This is a genomic window from Nitrospiraceae bacterium (genome assembly GCA_020632595.1).
Classification (GTDB): Bacteria; Nitrospirota; Nitrospiria; order Nitrospirales; family UBA8639; genus Nitrospira_E.
Window position 1 is genome coordinate 1 of the sequence record JACKFF010000022.1, and the last position, 18,897, is coordinate 18,897.

General features: G+C 46.1%; 18 protein-coding genes. 10 read left to right on the top strand and 8 right to left on the bottom strand.

The features are described 5' to 3' along the window. The 10 genes from H6750_20470 to H6750_20515 all read left to right on the top strand — a co-directional run. Positions 1–570: WecB/TagA/CpsF family glycosyltransferase (locus H6750_20470; GenBank protein MCB9776689.1), on the top strand; the 570-nt coding region annotated here is incomplete at its 5' end. A gap of 135 nt (positions 571–705) precedes the next feature. Then, entirely contained in the window at positions 706–1,986 is a 1,281-nt protein-coding gene (locus H6750_20475; protein MCB9776690.1) for a polysaccharide biosynthesis C-terminal domain-containing protein, read from the top strand. Positions 1,987–2,111: 125 nt separating this feature from the next. After that, entirely contained in the window at positions 2,112–2,672 is a 561-nt protein-coding gene (locus H6750_20480) for an acetyltransferase (protein ID MCB9776691.1), read from the top strand. A 3-nt stretch (positions 2,673–2,675) separates the two neighbouring features. Next, the gene (locus H6750_20485; protein ID MCB9776692.1) at positions 2,676–4,061 is read left to right on the top strand and encodes a hypothetical protein; all 1,386 of its coding nucleotides are present in this window, start codon (positions 2,676–2,678) and stop codon (positions 4,059–4,061) included. Positions 4,062–4,145: 84 nt separating this feature from the next. Beyond that, a complete protein-coding gene (locus tag H6750_20490) occupies positions 4,146–5,474 on the top strand; it encodes a glycosyltransferase family 4 protein (protein MCB9776693.1) in 1,329 nt (442 codons plus the stop codon). 133 nt (positions 5,475–5,607) lie between these two features. After that, complete coding sequence (locus tag H6750_20495) at positions 5,608–6,627, top strand: phosphotransferase (GenBank protein MCB9776694.1); 1,020 nt, start codon at positions 5,608–5,610, stop codon at positions 6,625–6,627. After that, positions 6,624–7,424, top strand: coding sequence for a glycosyltransferase (locus H6750_20500; GenBank protein ID MCB9776695.1), 801 nt, complete (start codon positions 6,624–6,626; stop codon positions 7,422–7,424). The genes H6750_20495 and H6750_20500 overlap by 4 nt, the downstream gene beginning before the upstream one ends. 117 nt (positions 7,425–7,541) lie before the next feature. Then, positions 7,542–8,960 (top strand): O-antigen ligase family protein, encoded by a 1,419-nt coding sequence (locus H6750_20505; GenBank protein ID MCB9776696.1) that lies wholly within the window; start codon positions 7,542–7,544, stop codon positions 8,958–8,960. A gap of 40 nt (positions 8,961–9,000) precedes the next feature. After that, on the top strand, positions 9,001–10,245 hold the full coding sequence (locus H6750_20510; protein MCB9776697.1) for a hypothetical protein: 1,245 nt from the start codon (positions 9,001–9,003) through the stop codon (positions 10,243–10,245). Beyond that, on the top strand, positions 10,242–11,453 hold the full coding sequence (locus H6750_20515; GenBank protein ID MCB9776698.1) for a glycosyltransferase: 1,212 nt from the start codon (positions 10,242–10,244) through the stop codon (positions 11,451–11,453). Before H6750_20510 ends, H6750_20515 begins: the two co-directional genes overlap by 4 nt. 66 nt (positions 11,454–11,519) lie before the next feature. Here H6750_20515 and H6750_20520 read toward each other — a convergent pair whose 3' ends face one another. The 8 genes from H6750_20520 to H6750_20555 all read right to left on the bottom strand — a co-directional run bounded on the left by H6750_20520 (position 11,520) and on the right by H6750_20555 (position 18,387). Further along, positions 11,520–12,269, bottom strand: a complete 750-nt coding sequence (locus H6750_20520) for a hypothetical protein (protein ID MCB9776699.1) — start codon at positions 12,267–12,269, stop codon at positions 11,520–11,522. Between the two features lie 218 nt (positions 12,270–12,487). Then, complete coding sequence (locus H6750_20525; protein ID MCB9776700.1) at positions 12,488–13,816, bottom strand: AAA family ATPase; 1,329 nt, start codon at positions 13,814–13,816, stop codon at positions 12,488–12,490. 14 nt (positions 13,817–13,830) lie between these two features. Continuing rightward, complete coding sequence (locus tag H6750_20530) at positions 13,831–15,306, bottom strand: lipopolysaccharide biosynthesis protein (protein MCB9776701.1); 1,476 nt, start codon at positions 15,304–15,306, stop codon at positions 13,831–13,833. A gap of 16 nt (positions 15,307–15,322) precedes the next feature. After that, positions 15,323–16,039: a polysaccharide biosynthesis/export family protein gene (locus H6750_20535; protein ID MCB9776702.1), complete on the bottom strand. Its 717-nt coding sequence runs from the start codon at positions 16,037–16,039 to the stop codon at positions 15,323–15,325. Between the two features lie 648 nt (positions 16,040–16,687). Then, the gene (locus H6750_20540; GenBank protein MCB9776703.1) at positions 16,688–17,017 is read right to left on the bottom strand and encodes an SOS response-associated peptidase family protein; all 330 of its coding nucleotides are present in this window, start codon (positions 17,015–17,017) and stop codon (positions 16,688–16,690) included. 297 nt (positions 17,018–17,314) lie between these two features. Further along, positions 17,315–17,494: a hypothetical protein gene (locus H6750_20545; GenBank protein ID MCB9776704.1), complete on the bottom strand. Its 180-nt coding sequence runs from the start codon at positions 17,492–17,494 to the stop codon at positions 17,315–17,317. A 410-nt stretch (positions 17,495–17,904) separates the two neighbouring features. Beyond that, positions 17,905–18,150 carry a hypothetical protein gene (locus H6750_20550; GenBank protein MCB9776705.1) on the bottom strand — a complete coding sequence of 82 codons (246 nt, stop codon included), beginning with the start codon at positions 18,148–18,150 and terminating at the stop codon, positions 17,905–17,907. Positions 18,151–18,198: 48 nt separating this feature from the next. Continuing rightward, the gene (locus H6750_20555; GenBank protein MCB9776706.1) at positions 18,199–18,387 is read right to left on the bottom strand and encodes a hypothetical protein; all 189 of its coding nucleotides are present in this window, start codon (positions 18,385–18,387) and stop codon (positions 18,199–18,201) included. Positions 18,388–18,897: the final 510 nt, after the last annotated feature.

An 18,897-nucleotide genomic window follows, 5' to 3' on the forward strand; every position in this document is an offset into this window, starting at 1 on the left:
CGATGGGCATTGAATCACTTACATCACACCAACCTTTCCGATCGAGTGTACGGTCCCGAACTCATGCTTCGGTTATGCCGACAGGCCGAAGAAATGGGAATCGGGGTATATCTCTATGGCAGTCAGCCAGTGGTATTAGACCGTTTAACAGCGCAGTTACTACAATGGTTTCCTGGATTACGAATTGTCGGATCGGAGGCTCCTCCATTTCGCCCATTAACACTTGCAGAAGATCAGGCTGCCATAGCCCGTATTAATAAGAGTGGCGCAGGCCTGATTTTTTTAGGGCTAGGCTGTCCGAAACAAGAACACTTTGCATTTGATCATCGAGACCAAATTCACGGAGTGCAATTATGTGTCGGAGCGGCATTTGATTTTCATGCAGGCACAAAAATAATGGCGCCTCCCTGGATGCAAAGAAATGGACTAGAATGGTTGTTTCGGTTGACAACAGAGCCCACACGTCTGTGGAAGCGATACATCACAACAAATTCCTTGTTCCTCACGAAATTAGCCATTGAAATTTTTCTCCACTTATGCCAACGCCAAACTGAACCAAAAACATCCTAATAGATGGCCGTAGAATATATTTGACAGGACCTTGCAACTATTTATCTCAGATTTTCGGTTAGACCTACAGGAAGTTTTTTAACAACAGCTCACCTGGCTTCTATGCCAAATAGGCAGACCTCAGAGTCGAACAAAGTGAAATTGTCTGTGTATTTCCGCTGGATTTCGCATAGCTTATGTGCCATTTCCGACCAAGCCTTTTTTGCAGTAGCCAACTTCGCCCTCAATATTCTATTGGTCCGCTGGTTATCCCCCCACGACTACGGGGAATTTTCAGTGGTGCTGGCTATTCATGTTCTGATCGGTGCATGCCATAGCACTCTATTCACTGAACCCATGTTGGTCTACGGATCAGAAAAATACAAAGAAAATCTTTCAGCTTACATAGGATGGCTTCTATACGGACATGCCGCATTTTCTCTACTGACTGGTCTCTTGATTATTTCGATTGCCATTGGATTGATCAGCATTGGACAGCAATCATTTGCCATGTGTATGGGGTTTTTGGCAATCAGCTCACCGATCATCCTCCTGTATTGGATTTTACGGCGTGCCCCCTATATTGTTTTTCGACCTCAAATGGCCGCCATAGGTTCTTTGATGTATTGTCTCATTACGGTTATCAGTGTGTTTTCCCTCTTTCGTAATGAAATGCTAAATTCCACCACAGGCCTGCTCACCATGGGTCTGGCCAGCATCTTTCCATCTCTTTGGATCGTCTACGCATTAAAAATTCAAAGGCCTCCTCTCCGGCGTAAGCCATTTCCACTGGGGATGCTTCGAGATCATCTAGCCTACGGACGCTGGGCTTTCAGTACCGGTTTGTGTATCTGGATATCTGGAAATATATATTACGTCCTTCTTCCAATTTGGGGAGGACTGGAAGCCAGTGCCGCCCTTCGGAGCATGTTTAATTTGACCATGCCCATCCTGCAAATCAACGGTGCCTTGGCAGGATTGCTGGTCCCACAATTCATAAAAGTGAAGCACGAAGTGAATTTTTCTAATTGGGTATGGAGCACACTGGGTCTGTTCACTCTTGGGAGCGCTTTGTACTGGCTGGCATTGGGAATGTTCGGGCCCATCGTGATCGAATATATATACGATGGCCAATTTCTTCAGTATGCTAATTTTCTCTGGATTGTTGGCCTGTATCCTATTCTTTCAGGAGCTATTTCAGTTTTAGGTTCATTACTCAGAGCCATGGAAAGACCAGACCTCTTGTTTTGGTCCTACCTGGCCTCGGCCGGAGTAGTCGTCACGTTCGGAATTGGAGCCATGAAAATCTGGGGACTCTGGGGAGTCGGAATCAGCCTCGTATGTTCCTATAGCCTGGCAACAGCTCTACTAGTTTGGTGCACATGGAATTACCTTCACTACTCCGAACAGCCCAAAGTGCTGAGGGAATCTTTTTAAAATTTGTTACTAGTATGGAAACACCCTCTACTGCACGTAAAATTCACAAGGATAGCCAGCACAGCTTCCCTGTTCCGGCAATGCCAGACATGAAAAGCAGCATCACGAGATTGTTGGCATTAACCATGTATTATGGGTGGGCTCAGTTTCTCCCAACCCAACCAATGCCAGGGTGGAAATTGGCATATTGGATAAGAAGATACTTGGTAAAACGGATTTTCCATTCCTGCGGCGATGGAGTCATCATAAAAAGTCGGGTTTATTTTGGAACAGGGACCCATCTGCGTATTGGGCACCGATCTCAGTTGGGAAGAAACCTCAAAGCTGAAGCCGATTTGACATTAGGAGACGACGTCGTCATGGGACCTGACGTAATCATCATGTCCTCAGGACATGCATTTCCCAGAACGGATATTCCCATCAATCGCCAAGGATCTGTTCCTCGTCGTCCAGTTAGGATAGGCCATGATGTGTGGATAGGCACTCGCGTCATCATTCTCCCAGGAGTGACTATAGGCGATAAGGCCATTATTGGAGCAGGAAGCGTTGTCACAAAAGATGTTCCATCCTATGCCATTGTTGGCGGGAGCCCGGCCAAATTCATACGCTCAAGACATGAAAATACTTCGATCCAAGATCATGCACCGCAAGCAACCAGCATACGGCCTCAATGTTCAGTCATCTGACCCATGCCTACTCAAACCGAAGTCCTCACCAAACTGTTCTCATTTTTTGAAGCACAAAAAATTTCATATGCCGTATTGGGAAATTGCCACCAACTCCCTGAACAGATTCCAAGTGACATTGATTTTGCCATTAATCCCCCTGACCTCTCGAGAGTGTTCCGGGAATTACGAAAATTTTGTCACATCCACCACATTCGTCTTACTCAAATTATTCAACATGAACAAACAGCCTGGTATGTGGTGTTATCTTGGCAGGATAACATTGGCCAATTGCGTTTCTTGCAGCCAGATATTTGCGGAGATTATTTCCAATTCGGGAGACAAGTGCTTTCGGCTCAGACCCTGCTAGAAAATCGTCAAAAATATTTGGATCCATCAGGGTTTAAAAAAATGTTCTATGTGCCCCCTCCGGCCATATCTTTTATATACTATTTATTGAAAAAAATTACCAAAGGACGCCTTACAGCAGACCAATGCACATTTTTAAGCGAAGAATGGCAAAAGGATCCTGATGGCGCCTATGCACAATGCCTACAATATTGGCCGTGTCATCTCGTCGAGGTGATTGCGCATTCAGCTGTACAAAATGAATGGAATACTTTCAGCCACCGTCTCCCTGTATTCAGGGAAACCCTTCATCAATATGGGTTTCAATTCAATCACGTCATGAAAGAATTCAAGAGAAAGTTGACTCGAATCATCTCTCCCACCGGCCTCCATATTGCGCTCCTTGGTCCAGACGGATCCGGGAAAAGTACCCTCGCATCTGCAATCACTGAAACCCTCACTCCTGCGTTCCGTGGATCTCAGATCTGGCATCTCTGGCCTTATCAAAGCCATTCGGGGTCGAATGCCTCACCAAACGTCATGCCCCATTCACAAGCTCCCAGGAGTGGCTTTTCCTCTCTGGTCAAACTTGTCTATTGGTGGGTGATTTTCACGGTAGGCTATTTTCATAAAGTATGGCCATCGAAAATATCATCCCGATTAATTGTCTTTGACCGATATTTTGATGACCTCTTGATCGATCCCATACGCTATCGTTACGGTGGTCCCCTCCGGTTGGCCCAATGGGTCGGCAGATTCATTCCAAAACCGGACTTACTATTCATCCTGGATGCCCCGGTAAACACCCTGCATTCGAGAAAAAAAGAGGTGCTGGCCTCAGAAGCCACTCGACAACGAACTGCATATCGAAACCTCTGTCATGATCAAAATCACTGTTTTTTAATTGATACTTCATTGCCTCTTGAGGCAGCTTTATCACAAATCCAGGATATTATTTTAGAATTTCTAGAAATTCGCATTAGCCGACAATATCAGTCCCCCCAGACAGACCAGACCAGCCGACAGCAATCATTAAAAGACTTTCTCACTTTTCAACCCTAACTCGGTCCCATCCCACCATCATAAAAGGAACTCCGAATATTTTTCTCACAGAGACATCACCATTCATCAAAGAAAAAGAGAACCATGTCTGAACACAGGAAAATTTTTCATGTCCTCATTTCTGCTTATGCGTGTGAACCGCATAAAGGATCCGAACCCGGCGTGGGGTGGAATATTGCCAAAGAAATGGCCAAGCATTGCAAAGTCTGGGTTCTTACGAGGGCGAATAACCAAGAAAGCATCGATCAAGAAATCGATGCTAACCCCATTGAGAACATTCATTTCGTATTTTATGACCTCCCCATTTTTTTCTTAAAACTCAAAAGGGGCCAAATCGGACTTCAGCTTTATTATTACTTTTGGCAAATCGGCTCCTACTTCGTCGCCAGAAAACTTCACCAATCGGTCAAGTTCGATTTGGCTCACCATGTCACCTTTGTTAAATACTGGGCTCCAAGCCTCATGGCACTTCTTCCCATTCCATTTTTGTGGGGCCCTGTTGGTGGCGGGGAATCGACCCCCAAACCCTTCACGCAAGAATTCAGCCGCTATGGCCAAATATACGAACGATTCCGTGACTGGGCTAAATGGTTCTCAGAAAAGGATCCCTTAGTCCGGCTCACCGCTCAACGATCTCGCATCAGCCTCTCCACAACGCCGGAGACTGCCCAATGCCTCACGAGACTCGGAGCCTCACGGGTGGAAATTCTTACTCAATGTGGGATCGGAAAAACGGAATTGGAAAACTTCGCCCATAGTGATCGACTTACGCAGAACAACATCATTTTCCTAAGCATCGGCAATCTCCTACATCTCAAAGGATTTCATTTATCGCTGAAAGCCTTCAAAATGACGAAACTCAAACAGGCAGAATATTGGATTATCGGTGACGGCCCAGAACGACACCGTCTCCAAGATTTAGTTCATACACTGGACATCACACGGCAGGTGCATTTCTTGGGTAGACTCTCTCACCGGGATACCCTTTCCAAAATCAATAGTTGTGACATTCTCCTTCACCCCAGCCTTCATGAATCAGGAGGGGGCGTTTGCGTGGAAGCAATGGCCGCTGGAATCCCGGTGATATGCCTGGATGAGGGAGGCCCTGGAAGTCTCGTTACCCCGGCGGTAGGAATAAAAATTCCCATCCTTCATCCGCATCAGGTTATCAAAGACATGAGCGAGGCCATGGTGGACTTGGTGCAATTTCCTGAACACCGACTGCGTTTGGGGCAACAGGGAAAAGAATATGTCACACGACAATTAACCTGGGAGAAAAAGGGACACCTTATATTTCATTATTATTGTCAGATGACAGACTCACACCTGCGCCCATATAGCCAATTAACCAGCCCCAGCCATGCCTCCAATTCTTTTCCCTGCAACCAATATTTGTCCCACTTGAACCGTTAGAAATGAGCTGACCGTGATATTAGATTCCTCTCCAATCCTGCCAATCATGACGCCCGTGTCTCGACCACAGGGCACCCACAGTTTTTACCCCAACGTATACAACAGTCGCCTTATCGTCCCCCTAGAAAGACACATGCGTCGGGTGGCCCTGGAATTTTTCTTGCCACTTCGACAACGAATATCTGCCTATATGGGTACGTTGGAAGCCAAGACGCTCAAACTCCGGGAAAACCGTTACTTACAAGAGACGCAGTTTATGGAATCACTGAAAACCCGCATCGGAGACCAAACATTCAAAACAGCTGTGTCTATCGGCACTCCGGGCCCCTATAGCAAGAACACTATCCTCTTTCTAAATCACCAAGCCGAACCCTGCCTCCTGGCAAAGATTGCAAACACCCAAGGGGCCAAAACTCTTTTATCTAACGAAGTGCAATGGCTTAAACACCTTTCAACCCGCGAAAACCTTCGGCATTCCGTCCCACGATTCATTGCTGATCTTCGGTCCGATGGGACGTATGTCCTAGTCCAATCCATATGTCAAGGGAATTGGACAGGAAGAACCCTATCCTCCGCACACATTACATTTCTCGCAACATTTCAAGGCATGGGAGAGGTATCGCCTAAAGGGTGTTATACGACATCGACCATGAGGAATTGCATGAATAAGCGGCTCAACCATATACAACACCGGATAACCCCGGAATGGTTTTCCCGCCTCACTCATGGCCTCCGGTTAGTAGAATGCGAGCTTCAGTCAGAACGAATTATCATCGTCCCGGCACATCGAGACTTTGCCCCCTGGAATCTCAAGCTCCACAATAACTCTGTTTCGGCATTTGATTGGGAATATGCCAGCGACGGATATCTTCCCCTTTATGACATTTTCCATTTTCTCTTAATGCCAATAACGTTAAAACATCAAATTCCGTTCCACCGTATCCCTTTTCTGATCTCCCAGGCACGGAACCATGGCGCTTTTTTAGGCAATGCCGACTTCAAGACATGTAGAGCCGACATTCAATTGCTCGCCTACCTCTTAGATGTATGCCTTTTTTATTTGGAATCAAATCAAGGCCGACATCAAGGCGATTTCGTCGTCACCACCTTCGGACGATACATTGATGCATTTGAACAGTGGAGGAATTCATGAATTATCCAAAAATCAGTGTCGTCATTCCATCCTATAATCAGGGAAATTTTATCGAAGCGACACTCCAGAGTGTACTCAGTCAACAATATCCAAATCTTGAGTTACTGGTCATTGATGGCGGGTCAACGGACAACACCCTCGATATTATCAAAGCACACGAATCAGGGTTGACCTATTGGGTCAGTGAACCTGACCACGGTCAAACAGATGCGCTAATAAAAGGGTTTCGACAAGCACAAGGAGATATTTGGTGTTGGCTCAACAGTGATGATCTGCATACACCCCACACCTTGAGGGAAGTGGCCGACGCCTTCACAAATTTTCCCGACATGGATGCCATTTATGGAAACGCTACATGGATCAACACGGAAGGTCAGCCATTGCGGGAGCAACGAGAAATTCCCTTTAATCGGTTTATTTGGTTATATACACACAATTATATCCCAGGGATGTCCATGTTCTGGAAAAGAGAGCTCTATGAATTAAGTGGAGGACTGAACCCAGCGTATGACTTGGCTATGGACGCGGACCTATGGATTCGATTTTCACACTTCGGCCAGATACATCATGTGCCCTCTATTTGGTCGTATATGAGATTTTACCCTGACCAAAAAAATCGTCGGCTCCGAACCCAGAGCGATATGGAGGATATTCAAATACGGAAACGATACTGGGGTCGAGAACGCCCACGGTTTTATTCACTCAAAAAGAGTATTGCCCAAACATGGCGTGTCTCATGGAAACTGCTGACCGGGTGTTATCCATATGGTTATGTACGCTATTTGGAACGCCAGTAGCCTGTTAAAATTGATGAACAATTCTTCACGGATGCTGGAACATTTAATTTTTCCTCAATCGGGAAGCCCTATCGACTAACCGTTCAGCCGACATTCAAATCCATGAACTGTACCTTAATGGGATCTATTCTTGTAGGTATCACGCTTAGCTCCATTTTGCTATTTAAGCTTCAGGTCGGGTTAATCCTCGCCTTTTCTCTCTTCCTCGTTCCTCTCTGTCTCCACAGCTATGCGATTGGCCAATACTCCCTGTTGAATGGGCCTCAACCTGCGAGCGTCAACAAAATCGTACGATCCCACGCCACTCAAACCGAGTGGTTCGCCCACATTGCATTCGGATACTGGCTGATTGCTTCCGGGATCAAAGTTTTCTTAATTTTTATCCTTTTTGGCCACAACCCCCTCTTGGGAACTTTTATCAGTTCCTGCATTACACTGGCTTTTGCCTATCTAGTTTTTTCGCTCACTGTTCTTGATCGTTCCACCCCTATTGCACGGACCTTTCAGCCTCTGGCCCCTAAAGCTCTTGTTCTCTTCTTATTATGGTCAGGCCTGACGCTTTTCTGGACTCGTCCGGCATCCATCATCTCATCTTTGGGTTATTGGGCGACGATGACTCTGGATATTCTAGTGGTATTCCTCTTGTGTGGAACAGATGACCTCCGAAAAGTTATGCATAAATCGCTTCAAGGGATTGTCCTGGGAGGGCTGTCTATTTTTCTTGTTGCATCATTTTTTCAAATTGAAACAATTCATAGCCGGTTAGGCGATGCCGAATTTTTAAATCCGAATATTATTGGAAGACAAATCGCACTTTCTGCCCTCTGCTGCTTATATTTAAGTTCCCTGTCCATTCAATCTCCTCATTCAAAAGTAGGCTGGACGTTTCTTACCGGACTTCTGGCATTAGCCCTACTCCAAACATTAAGCAAATCCTCTATTCTGGCATTCCTTGTGGCTGCAATAGCATTCATTTTTCTGGGCCGTTTCAGACGTCAGGAACAGTTCCTCATAGGATTTTCATTTATCATCGTCACCACATTGAGTTATGACAAAATTGTTGATTATACAAACCAGTATGTTCATGAAACCCAAGCGGGAGAAGCGCTCGAAACCCTCAGCGGAAGAACCATGATTTGGGAACATGCCTGGAAACTCATTCAAACTAACCCAATCTGGGGTTTTGGGTTTTATTCATTCAGAGACTATTCTCCTATCACTTTAATGGGTCGGTTGGTCCATGCTCACAATGAATGGTTAAATATCTGGTTTAATGTGGGAATCATCGGGGTCATATTGGCTGCCACCCTCTATCTGAGCTTCTTTACGTTAACATGGACGACAAGAACCCGAACCGCATTGCAAGATGAGACAGCCCTGGCCCTCTCCTTAATCATATTTTACGTAATTCTTGGTCTCACGGAAGCTAATCCACGTGGGCTCAATTTTCCCCTCCCTCTCTTGATGTTATTCATAAGATACTTTTCTGAAGCCATATATCCCTGCGATCCTCAAAAGAATTTTTATGCTCCCTAGACTACTTCTCTTGGTACTAGGGTACATCCTTGGATGCGGCGTGGCAGCCGTATGGGGTGCACTCCTTACCGATTCTTCACGAGCCTTCAGTCAAAAACTCTCCCCCCCTCCGCAATCCATTGGAAGGGAGGTTTTTTCTCTAAATATCGTAAATTTAGAATATGGGGTAATTTGGCCAACGGTTCCGTTCTTCAGTTGGCGAAATTTTCATTCTGCTTGGGAAAAAATTGAATCCCGTCCAGGACAATGGAATTTTTTTCAATTGGATCAGGACATTTCATTAGCCGAAAAACAACAGGTTGAAATCTTATTACAATTGGTCACAATCCCCCAATGGGCCAAACTGGATGGACGCATCGATCTAGCATGCCGAGAATCGTCCCAACCGAACGAGGAACCTCCGATTTGTCAATCGACGCTATGGAAAAACTATGTCAGAACGGTGGCAACACGATATAAAGGGCGGGTCCATGCATATGAATTATGGAACGAACCCAATGTCAAAGAATTCTTTACAGGAACAGTGAGCGATCTCGTGACATTGAATCGAATCGCTTATCAAACCTTAAAAGAAATCGATCCGACTATCCTCGTTGTTTCTTCTTCCTTAACCCGTTTGAACCCACGAACATTGGAGTACCTCAAAGAATTTTTCAAGCAAGGCGGAGGACAATTTGCAGATGTCATGAGTCATCATTTCTATCCTGCCCCCGACCCTCCCGAAACCATGCTGAATTTCATACAATCGTTTCATTCTCTCATGAGAGAGCATGGCGTTTATAAACCAGTGTGGAATACCGAAACGGGCTGGAACATGTTGAACCGTGACAGAAACCAGATTACCGAACATTGGGCGGGCCCGAGCTTGAACGATGAATTGTCCCAAGCCTACATGGCTCGCACTTACCTGTTGTCCTGGGCATCTGGGATTGAGCGGGTGTACTGGTATGCCTGGGGACATAGAAGTATGGGTATGACCGAGCATGATGGAAAACGACCCAAAGCCATTGCGACTGCATTTTCAGAGATTCAGCATTGGATAGTCGGTTCCCAAATGAAGAATTGCCGGAACACACCGGATCACACCTGGGTATGCAAACTGTTCCGCAATGGGCAGCCTCAGTGGATTATTTGGAATGCCCAGAGACATGTCCCTTTCCACCTCCCTCCCTCATGGAAGCCCTCCAGGCTCAAATACCTTGATGGAAGAGTAGAAATGTTCTTGGGACAACCCACGATTGACATCGGGCCAGTACCCATTTTACTTGAAAGAATTGCCCCCTGATTATTTTACAAGTTCATAATTTTTATCAAAGCCCTGGAGGTGAAGATCAGGTTTTTGCTCATGAGAGCGCTCTTCTTCAACGGTTTGGGCACCAGGTCGTCAAATTCACGGCTCACAATGCTGACATTCAGCATCTGAGTACGGCTCGCCTGGTTCACTCGACATTATGGAATTCCCAAATCTATTCCCAACTACGGAAAATCATTCAACGTTACCGCCCCCATCTAGTCCACTTTCATAATACGTTTCCCCTTATTTCCCCCGCAGCCTATTATGCTGCTAAATCTGAACAGATTCCGGTCATTCAAACATTGCATAATTACCGGCTTATCTGTCCCTCTGCCATCTTATTCCGTCATGGAAGGGTTTGCGAAGAATGTATAAACAAGTCCTTTCCTTGGCCAGCAATCCTTCATGGTTGCTATCAACAACGTCGGTCAGCGACTACGGTAACTGCAGGCATGTTAGGTCTACATCGAATCCTTTCCACCTGGTCTTCTCAAGTGGATGCCTATATAGCCTTGACCCATTTTGCCAAAAAAAAATTTATCGCAGGAGGAATTCCCAAAGATAAATTGTTTGTCAAACCCAATTTTTTGCCCGTCTCCCCTACAGAAGGGGTAGGAGAACGTGCGTATATTTTATTTGTAGGACGGCTGACGGATGAAAAAGGACTCAACATTCTCCTTGAGGCATGGAAAAACATCCGTACGACTCTTCAACTCAAAATTATTGGAGATGGTCCCTTGGCTTCCACCCTTGCTACCCAAGCTAAAGTTCTTCGTGGAATTGAATGGCTCGGTCAACGAGATCGGGATTCTGTGTCGACTATGATGAAAAACGCTTTTGCCCTCATTGTCCCATCACTATGGTATGAGGGCTTTCCAATGGTTGTGGCAGAAGCCTATTCAGTGGGGTTGCCTGTTATCAGCAGTGCCGTTGGAAGCCTGGAGGAAGTGGTCACGCACGGCGTCACCGGACGTCATTTCAGACCCGGCGATAGCCAAGACCTCCAGACTCAAATTGAATGGGCTATCAATCACCCGGAGTCTATGATCGAGATGAGAAAAAATGCCAGAGAACGCTTTTTATCCAGATACACTGCCGAAGAAAACCATCGACTCCTTATGGAAATTTATGACCACACATTAGGAGAAACTTCCCAGCAAACCGATTCCTCTCCTCAGCACCCTCAATCTAATTCATAATTGGAATACCTGAAAAGTGGTCCCCAGCTCCCAGACACAAGACTACGGTACAAGCGAACCCATAAATCAAAGCCTTCGATAAAGCCATTCGGGGATATAATGTCGCTGACGATTAAAAACAACCCCCTGAACTTTTCCCCCATGCTGGGCTATTCGATCACGTAGACTAGCAATTACCTGCGTTCGGGTTTTTTCGGCTTCCACAACTAGAATGACTCCGTCACTGGCTGCACATACCGACAATCCGTCAGTTGATATGCTCATAGGTGGAGAATCCACCACAACAAATTCGAATTGACTGCGCAGCTTCTCCCAGAACTCTTGTCCATTTGTTTGTTCCCCCACATTGAGGCTATCAGACCTAGCTTCGTTGAGCAGAGCAAGCGAGACATTGGACTTCCCAATGAGGGTACATCCAGCCTCTAGACCTCCCCCTCTCTCGACCAATTCCCAAAGTGGCAATTTTGGGGAAAGACCCAATACCTTATGCATGCCCAAAGTTCTCCTATCTCCATCAACAATTAAAACAGATTTATGCAACTTTTCCCCTATGGCAAACCCAAGTTCACGAACAATCGTCGTCGTCCCTTCATGCTCCCGGGATCCAATAAATTGCAACAGGAGGGATGGTTGATGAGGAAAAGACGAGCGTACGCTTTGATATAGCCCCAACATCTCATCCACCATATTTAATCCAGGCAAACTTTTTTGACTTTCCGCATTGACAATTTTGTTCCGCAATTTTGCCCATTGCCCATCTGAGGAAGACACTTTTTGTTTGGATTGAATATATTGGAGGGCCTCATACACTTTCATATGGTCATCAATGTCCTAATCAGCCAATCTGGAAATCTGGCAATCTTTCCTAATTCGAATACTTCTTGCCCGCTTTATTTTAAAACCAGTTGGCCTAAGCCTAACGTTCACAAGGCGCTTTTACCCGCACATTTTTCCATACAGAAAACAGCGTCCCCGAGCTGAGACATGACTCGCTTATACAAAATTCTCATCGTGAATCAAAAATGGTCATGAGATTAAGGACGGTTCTCCAATAACGCCAAGTCCACTCCCCACGTTTGCCGCGAAGGAAATCGAATTTCCTGGCCAGAGAAAATTTTGCTCGCATCATCCAACCCAACATTCAAACGTAACACTTCTTGAAGGACTTCTGGTCGAACATGACCATATCTTTTCCTCAACAGAGAATGAAGAGTATCCCCTTCCTCCACCACATGAATTTCAAAATTCTCAGAGACCTTTCTTCTGCCATCATCTTCCTTGGCCACGCCCCCTTCGTCCATAGACAAATCCATTACGGATGAGACCGAATAGGGTGAATAATCAATCACCGGCCTCTGTTCTACAAACAACTTCTCCCCCGATCTGGATGTCATCCATCGCATCTCCTGCTTGCCCCACACAGGTAAAGTGAAGTCTTTAACAAAGCCCATCAGAGAATCCTGTTGGGCGAGTCCTCCAATCCCGAATATAGCGACACAAATAAACCCAAGAAGCCACCTGTAGTTCCCAACACCTCTCCAAACGGTAAAAGGGTCATGATTAATTTGCTCCGAAATAACCTCTCGCACGATTTCTTCGCCAACCGGGCGTCGTTGATATCCCACCCCGGCCACCAAAGCATTATCACAAAGCATATTTAATCGGCGAGGGTTTCCCCTCGCATGTTTGGCGATAAGAGCTTGGGCACGGAGGGAAAAAGGACTCTTGCCTTTTGCTCCTGCCCGGCTCAGACGGTGCTTAATATAGGCCGTACTTTCCGCCATAGATAATGGAGAAAGGTGCGCCCGAATCGCCACTCGTTGCTCTAACTGACGAAGATCCCGACGCTGTAAGATTTGAATTAATTCAGGTTGGCCCACCAAAACAATCTGCAAAATCTTTTCCGTGGTCGTTTCCATATTCAAAAGCATCGGGAGTTTTTTCAATGTGGCAATCGGCATATTTTGCGCTTCATCCACGAAAAGAACTACCCCACGACCCGCCTGATGTTCCTCATTTAAAGCCTGATGAAGTTGGTTTATCAAACTGTAATCATCTTCCTCTTCCCCCACCAGACCCAGTTGACACAGAAGCGTATTCAATAGCTGTCCAAAGGAAAGCGTGGGATGAGAAAGATGAACAAGCCGTTGCGGGGTTATAGGCATCCGAGAAAGAACTGATCGAAGGATCGTAGTTTTCCCTAAACCCACCTCTCCAATGACGGTGACAAGACCTTTTCGTTCATTCACTCCATACCAAATCGCCCCTAAAGCCTGCTTGTGACTGGGACTTAAAAATAAAAACTCTGGATCAGGAGTGGTATGAAATGGCGACTTTTGTAAATGGTAATACTCTAAATACATGAAAGACGTCTCTATTATGCCTTTTGAATGATTCTGGCCAAAATCGGCAATCCCAGATCTCTCGTCAGATATTCCGGTCGGGTATATCCACCCTCGAGAAATTCCACCACGAATCCAAAACCGACTCCTCCCACTAAACCGGCGAGAGCTCCCAAGAAAACGTAGAGAATTTTTTGGGGCTTGACTGGATGAAGGGGAACCATCGCAGCTTGGATGACGCTCATGTTTGCCAAATTCAAGCGGTCCATTTCCTCTGACACTCGTGCCTCTTCCCATTTGTATAAATACGTTTCATAGTTCTTCCGATCCATGGCTAGGTTCAAGTCCAATGCTTCCAACTCTTGCTCCTGAGATTCTAAATTGCGCAATTTGTATCTTAACTCCATAAGTTGTCGAGTAATTTCCTGTTCTTTAGAGAACAGTGACTGCAAATTAGCCTCTCCAGCCACAATTTCCATTTCCAGTTGCTGAAAAATCGGATTATTCCCTTTCGTGATCCGGTCCGAATGCCTACCTTCTTCTAGCTGAATAAATTGAGAAATAATGGCAATTTCTTCCCGCACTTCTTTCACGTACCGGCTACGCTCTTTATATTTAGCCAATAATTCCTGCTCCCGTCGACGCAAATCCAGTAATTCACTCTTGGCTTTATCAATCGAGGTATTACCCTGATTGACGCTACTCAGTGAAATACTCGTAGGCATACTCCCTTTCTGGGTTTTCAAAGACCTCAATTTACTGCGTTGTCCCTGAATATCATGCTGAACGGTTTTCAATGTCGTATCCATTTCCTTAATTTGCTCCAGGAACAACCTACGCTCGTCTTCCAAGGAGGAAAGACCGACGATTCGTTTAAAGGTCTCGAGGTCCGCCTTGGACTTATCAAACTTTTGCTTATAGAATTGAACTTGTTTTTCAAGAAATCCAGTATTGGGATCGCTATAAATTCGCAAATGCTTTTCTTTTAAAAATTCCACCAATAAATTGACCGCCTTGGCGGCGATGATAGGATCCTCATGCTGCCATGTGATTTCCAGGACGTTAGAATCCTTCGCTTGAGATACCGACAAATGATATTGAAACTTCATAATCGCCTCTTCCAGAGTACGACCCGGTGTCGATGTCTGCCTGGAAAGGTCTGGATAAACCGTTTCCACTGTCAAATATTCCAAGACTTTCTTGATGAGATCTGCACTTGAAGCAATACGAATTTCAGAATTTATTGTGGCTGCCCGATCGATGGAGATCGTGGGATTGCTTTGCCCGACTTCCGATCGGTAAATATGCTCACGGCCAATCTTGATAAGAACGCTGGAATACGCTTCATAAACAGGGGCTTGCACGAGAGTGACAAAAGCCGTCAACCCCAATGTCACGATAAAAACAGTCAAAATGACATTTTGATGCTTAAATAAAACAGTGAAGACATCACGCAAACTTAAAACCCTCGAAGAAGCTTCCCAAGAACGTAAAGTTGAATCTGAAATCATCACCCTCCTTGAAACATTAATTCAAGGTAAAAAATGTCCCAAAACCAATTGGAATATTTTTCCGAATATACAAATTTACAAATTGGTTGACATCGGCAATCGCCGATTGAGGCACATATACGACATCGTACGGAGCCAGCCGAATATCAGCCTGTTTATGATTCCCTTGTAAAATGTCTTCCAGGTCAACTTTAAATACAAGCGGATGGCTTTTCGGGCCACGGCGAATGATTAATACTTCCTGCAGCTGTCCAGTGTCCTTGACTCCTCCAGCACTGGCAATAGCTTGAAGTGCCGTTAGCGAACCACGGATTTCAACCTCACTGGGATGCTCTACTGCCCCATCCACGTAAACCCGATGCTGAGCGAACGACTTCACAATGACGGTGAGTTCAGGTTTTTTTAACTCTTCGTTATACAAAACTTTCAACTGATTGGTGAGTTCAGCCGGCGTTCGACCCGCTGCCATCACCTCACCAGCCAGCTGCAAGGAAATCCGGCCATCTGGACGAACAGGAAGCTTTTCCTCGTTTAACTCAGGATTAAAGAAAAATTTCACATCTAACTCATCATGGGGCTGGATACGGTATTCCTCAATAAGAGGGGGATCAACCACATTAATATCCAGAACCGAAAAACCAGGAGGACCAGAGGGGAGTGATTCCAAGCCGGCTTTTTGGCTACACGCCATAATGATCACAAGAAGAAGGAACAGACCGAGGCGAATGACCATAGCAATCCTTTGCTAATTCATTGGGAACATCACTCACCTTGTATTTGACATGATTCTGAATGCAAATTGGACATCCCTATGGGAGAAAGGATCGTTCTCCTCCCAATCCTCAGCACATTCAATCCACGCTCATTAATTAGAGGACGAAACAAATCCCGTCAATGAATCAGAATCACCAAGATCATGCCTTCAACGAAACACCCGTTCCACGAAGGTTGTAACCTTTCCAAACTAGGATAGGGGGGACACCAGAAAAAATCTTGAAGAACAAATTATGAAGGAGGAATAAAAACGAAGGTATAAATACATGATAAATATGTATGAGTATACCTAATTTAGAATGAAAAATGCCAGACCAATCTCGCCATGTTCACCCTCAGCAAGAACTCCCAATAAAGAAGACTCCCTACATACCAAATTCCAGCGGAGGGTATTCCATCCCTCTTAGCCAAAGACACTCCTCACCCTTCCTATCGACAAGGCAACCCCCTATTCATCCTTCTAGACAGGAGAAGCAAATGGGTTATACCGGCTCAAGACACCGCGAACTGTCATTACGAGGATTATTGACGAGAGAACTCCCAGGAAAGGATTCCATTGCATTGGCTGGGTAAGATTCTAGTAGGGAATGGAATTGATCGAAATTCTTTACTGCGGGATCCAAGCACACGCCATATTGGCCAGGAGAAAGAATGACCGGCACCCGGTGGTGATAATAAAACAGGAATCAAGGGACCCTTGATGTAGGATTTCCCAATGATCCCAAATCCCGGCAAACACAAAGGGGCGGTTTTCTGTTAAGTAAAGACCCCCAGCAAGCTGGGGGGTATCCAAGAGCAGATTTTTATGAATATAGCAAGGTTGCGTCTCTGTGCCTATTCGCTTCCACTCATAAAACCCATCCGCCAGAATGAGACAGCGTTGTTGCTGAAAGGCCTTCCGAAAAGATGGTTTTTCAGCTACCGTTTCGGCAAGCATGAATCAGGCGATGTCAGGCGAGCTCCTTGGCCCAAGAAGGCACCGGATGAAACTGAACATTCCTTTTCCTGAGAAGTGGGATTGACACGGACGCATGCGATCAGCGGAAGGGCGATGTTGCTGGGTCCAAGGACGGCAGGATAGGAGGCCCAATGATTCCGCAAGACCGTGAAAATTTCTTTACGGGTACATCTTCACACATCAGACGAGTCTCTTCTGGCCGGTGCGTTGCACCCCTTGAGAATCTACCATTAGAGGACCTATTGCGTGACCATGATGTGAACATTATGTGCTCATTCACCAATCATACGCATACACCAACATTCCAACCCGTTTGCCTTTTGTGGAATCGGATGCGGCGTCGGCATGAAAGAACATAATAGTCACCACCGCCGGCACATCGAAACAAAATCGCCCGTCTTGATCAGTCTGGGCGGTCTTCTCGAACCGTTGAGCCCTGAGGATCTTGAGGTTCAATGCGCCGCCGTTGGACGACTTTGACCTTAAACGCTTCCTGGGTATACGAGAGGTGACCGGGATAACAAGACATAATCGTGAACCCCCGGATGAGTTTTGACCATTATCCAAAGCAAAAACACCTGCCCGCAAACCGGACTTCGTCCCCGCACCCGCATACGGCGCATATTCTTCGGCACAAACTCAGCTTGCCGTTTATAGACTCGAGCGCAGCCTGGCCATAGACCCAACAATAAACATGGCAATCCATCACTTCATTGATCCATCCTCCTCAACATTCAGCACAGCCCTACCCGAACGCATCCAGATAGATCTTTCATCGGCTGACAACCCCTCAAGACTTTACAGCCGACGGTTAAGAAACGCAGGAGAAACGGAAGGTGGAGCCAGGAAGAAGAACTCGGAGTAGATTACGTCCCCAAGAACTGGTAAGAACCGTACACCGACCGCCGAAAAAATAAACGTGATTTCCTTTTCGCAATTCGCTTATACAGCAACCAATAGCCGCCGATGGGCACACTGGCCAACAAGAGAGCCGAAAAGAAATGTACCACATCACCAAGCATATGGCGAATATCGGATTGGCCGGGCACCTGTATGTAAAGACTTCCTGTGAGCAGCATCGCCACCCCACGGCAACGTATACTGACATTCATGAATATCATCTCTGGTAGAGGAGGAGAACCGCCCGGCGGAGAGGGAACTCAGATGATAGTCCACCAAGCATGCAGACTGAGGGGATCAGCTCGACTTTCCGATGAGCCGCAGTCACCACAAGTCAGGGGATACGCTCGCAGCCTATCCAGCAAATAACTCACTTCAATATTCGCATACCGGTCGTAGCGTTGACGTCCGTCCGTGACAAACAACGCGTCGGCCTCATCAAACAACAAAATCGACTTTTCGCCTCCCCAGCCGTCGTAAGAAGCTTCGCGGATTTTTCCGTTTCGCCAATATAAGGACTCGACCTAGCTCAGATCTATGCGATAATCGCAAACCCGAGCTCACGGACACAATATCCGCCGCCATCCGTTTCCCAGACCATAGGACCAGAAGAAGCACCGCCAACCTGCCATGAGGCAATCCTTGTTTTCATTGTTGCAGGCACCATGAATCCCGTCCGGAATCCCGAGCCAGCAGCTTTCGCGATAGTCAATCGCACTGGACAAACGCAGACCAGCTCCCACTCCTGGAGGTTCAAGAAAATGGCGTTTTCGTGGGCAAGCATCGATGGTCCATCGCAAAATCCACCGTTCTTTCTTAAAGGCTGATCTTGATTCTGGAAAAAATCCGTACTGAGCGCGTTGAATTGTACAACAGAGACCGTCGTTTAGAAAGTAAGTGCAGCAATTTTTCAGCAACGGCCATCGATTACGAGGTCAAGTCCAACATCTCCATGAAAG

What these genes read in the sequence shown, in the direction of transcription:
- H6750_20480 (MCB9776691.1), top strand. Translation starts at nt 2,112, where the DNA reads ATGTATTATGGGTGGGCTCAGTTTCTCCCAACCCAACCAATGCCAGGG.
- H6750_20485 (MCB9776692.1), top strand. Translation starts at nt 2,676, where the DNA reads ATGCCTACTCAAACCGAAGTCCTCACCAAACTGTTCTCATTTTTTGAA.
- H6750_20490 (MCB9776693.1), top strand. Translation starts at nt 4,146, where the DNA reads ATGTCTGAACACAGGAAAATTTTTCATGTCCTCATTTCTGCTTATGCG.
- H6750_20495 (MCB9776694.1), top strand. Translation starts at nt 5,608, where the DNA reads ATGCGTCGGGTGGCCCTGGAATTTTTCTTGCCACTTCGACAACGAATA.
- H6750_20500 (MCB9776695.1), top strand. Translation starts at nt 6,624, where the DNA reads ATGAATTATCCAAAAATCAGTGTCGTCATTCCATCCTATAATCAGGGA.
- H6750_20505 (MCB9776696.1), top strand. Translation starts at nt 7,542, where the DNA reads ATGGGATCTATTCTTGTAGGTATCACGCTTAGCTCCATTTTGCTATTT.
- H6750_20520 (MCB9776699.1), bottom strand. Translation starts at nt 12,269, where the DNA reads ATGAAAGTGTATGAGGCCCTCCAATATATTCAATCCAAACAAAAAGTG.
- H6750_20525 (MCB9776700.1), bottom strand. Translation starts at nt 13,816, where the DNA reads ATGTATTTAGAGTATTACCATTTACAAAAGTCGCCATTTCATACCACT.
- H6750_20530 (MCB9776701.1), bottom strand. Translation starts at nt 15,306, where the DNA reads ATGATTTCAGATTCAACTTTACGTTCTTGGGAAGCTTCTTCGAGGGTT.
- H6750_20535 (MCB9776702.1), bottom strand. Translation starts at nt 16,039, where the DNA reads ATGGTCATTCGCCTCGGTCTGTTCCTTCTTCTTGTGATCATTATGGCG.
- H6750_20540 (MCB9776703.1), bottom strand. Translation starts at nt 17,017, where the DNA reads ATGCTTGCCGAAACGGTAGCTGAAAAACCATCTTTTCGGAAGGCCTTT.
- H6750_20550 (MCB9776705.1), bottom strand. Translation starts at nt 18,150, where the DNA reads ATGAATGTCAGTATACGTTGCCGTGGGGTGGCGATGCTGCTCACAGGA.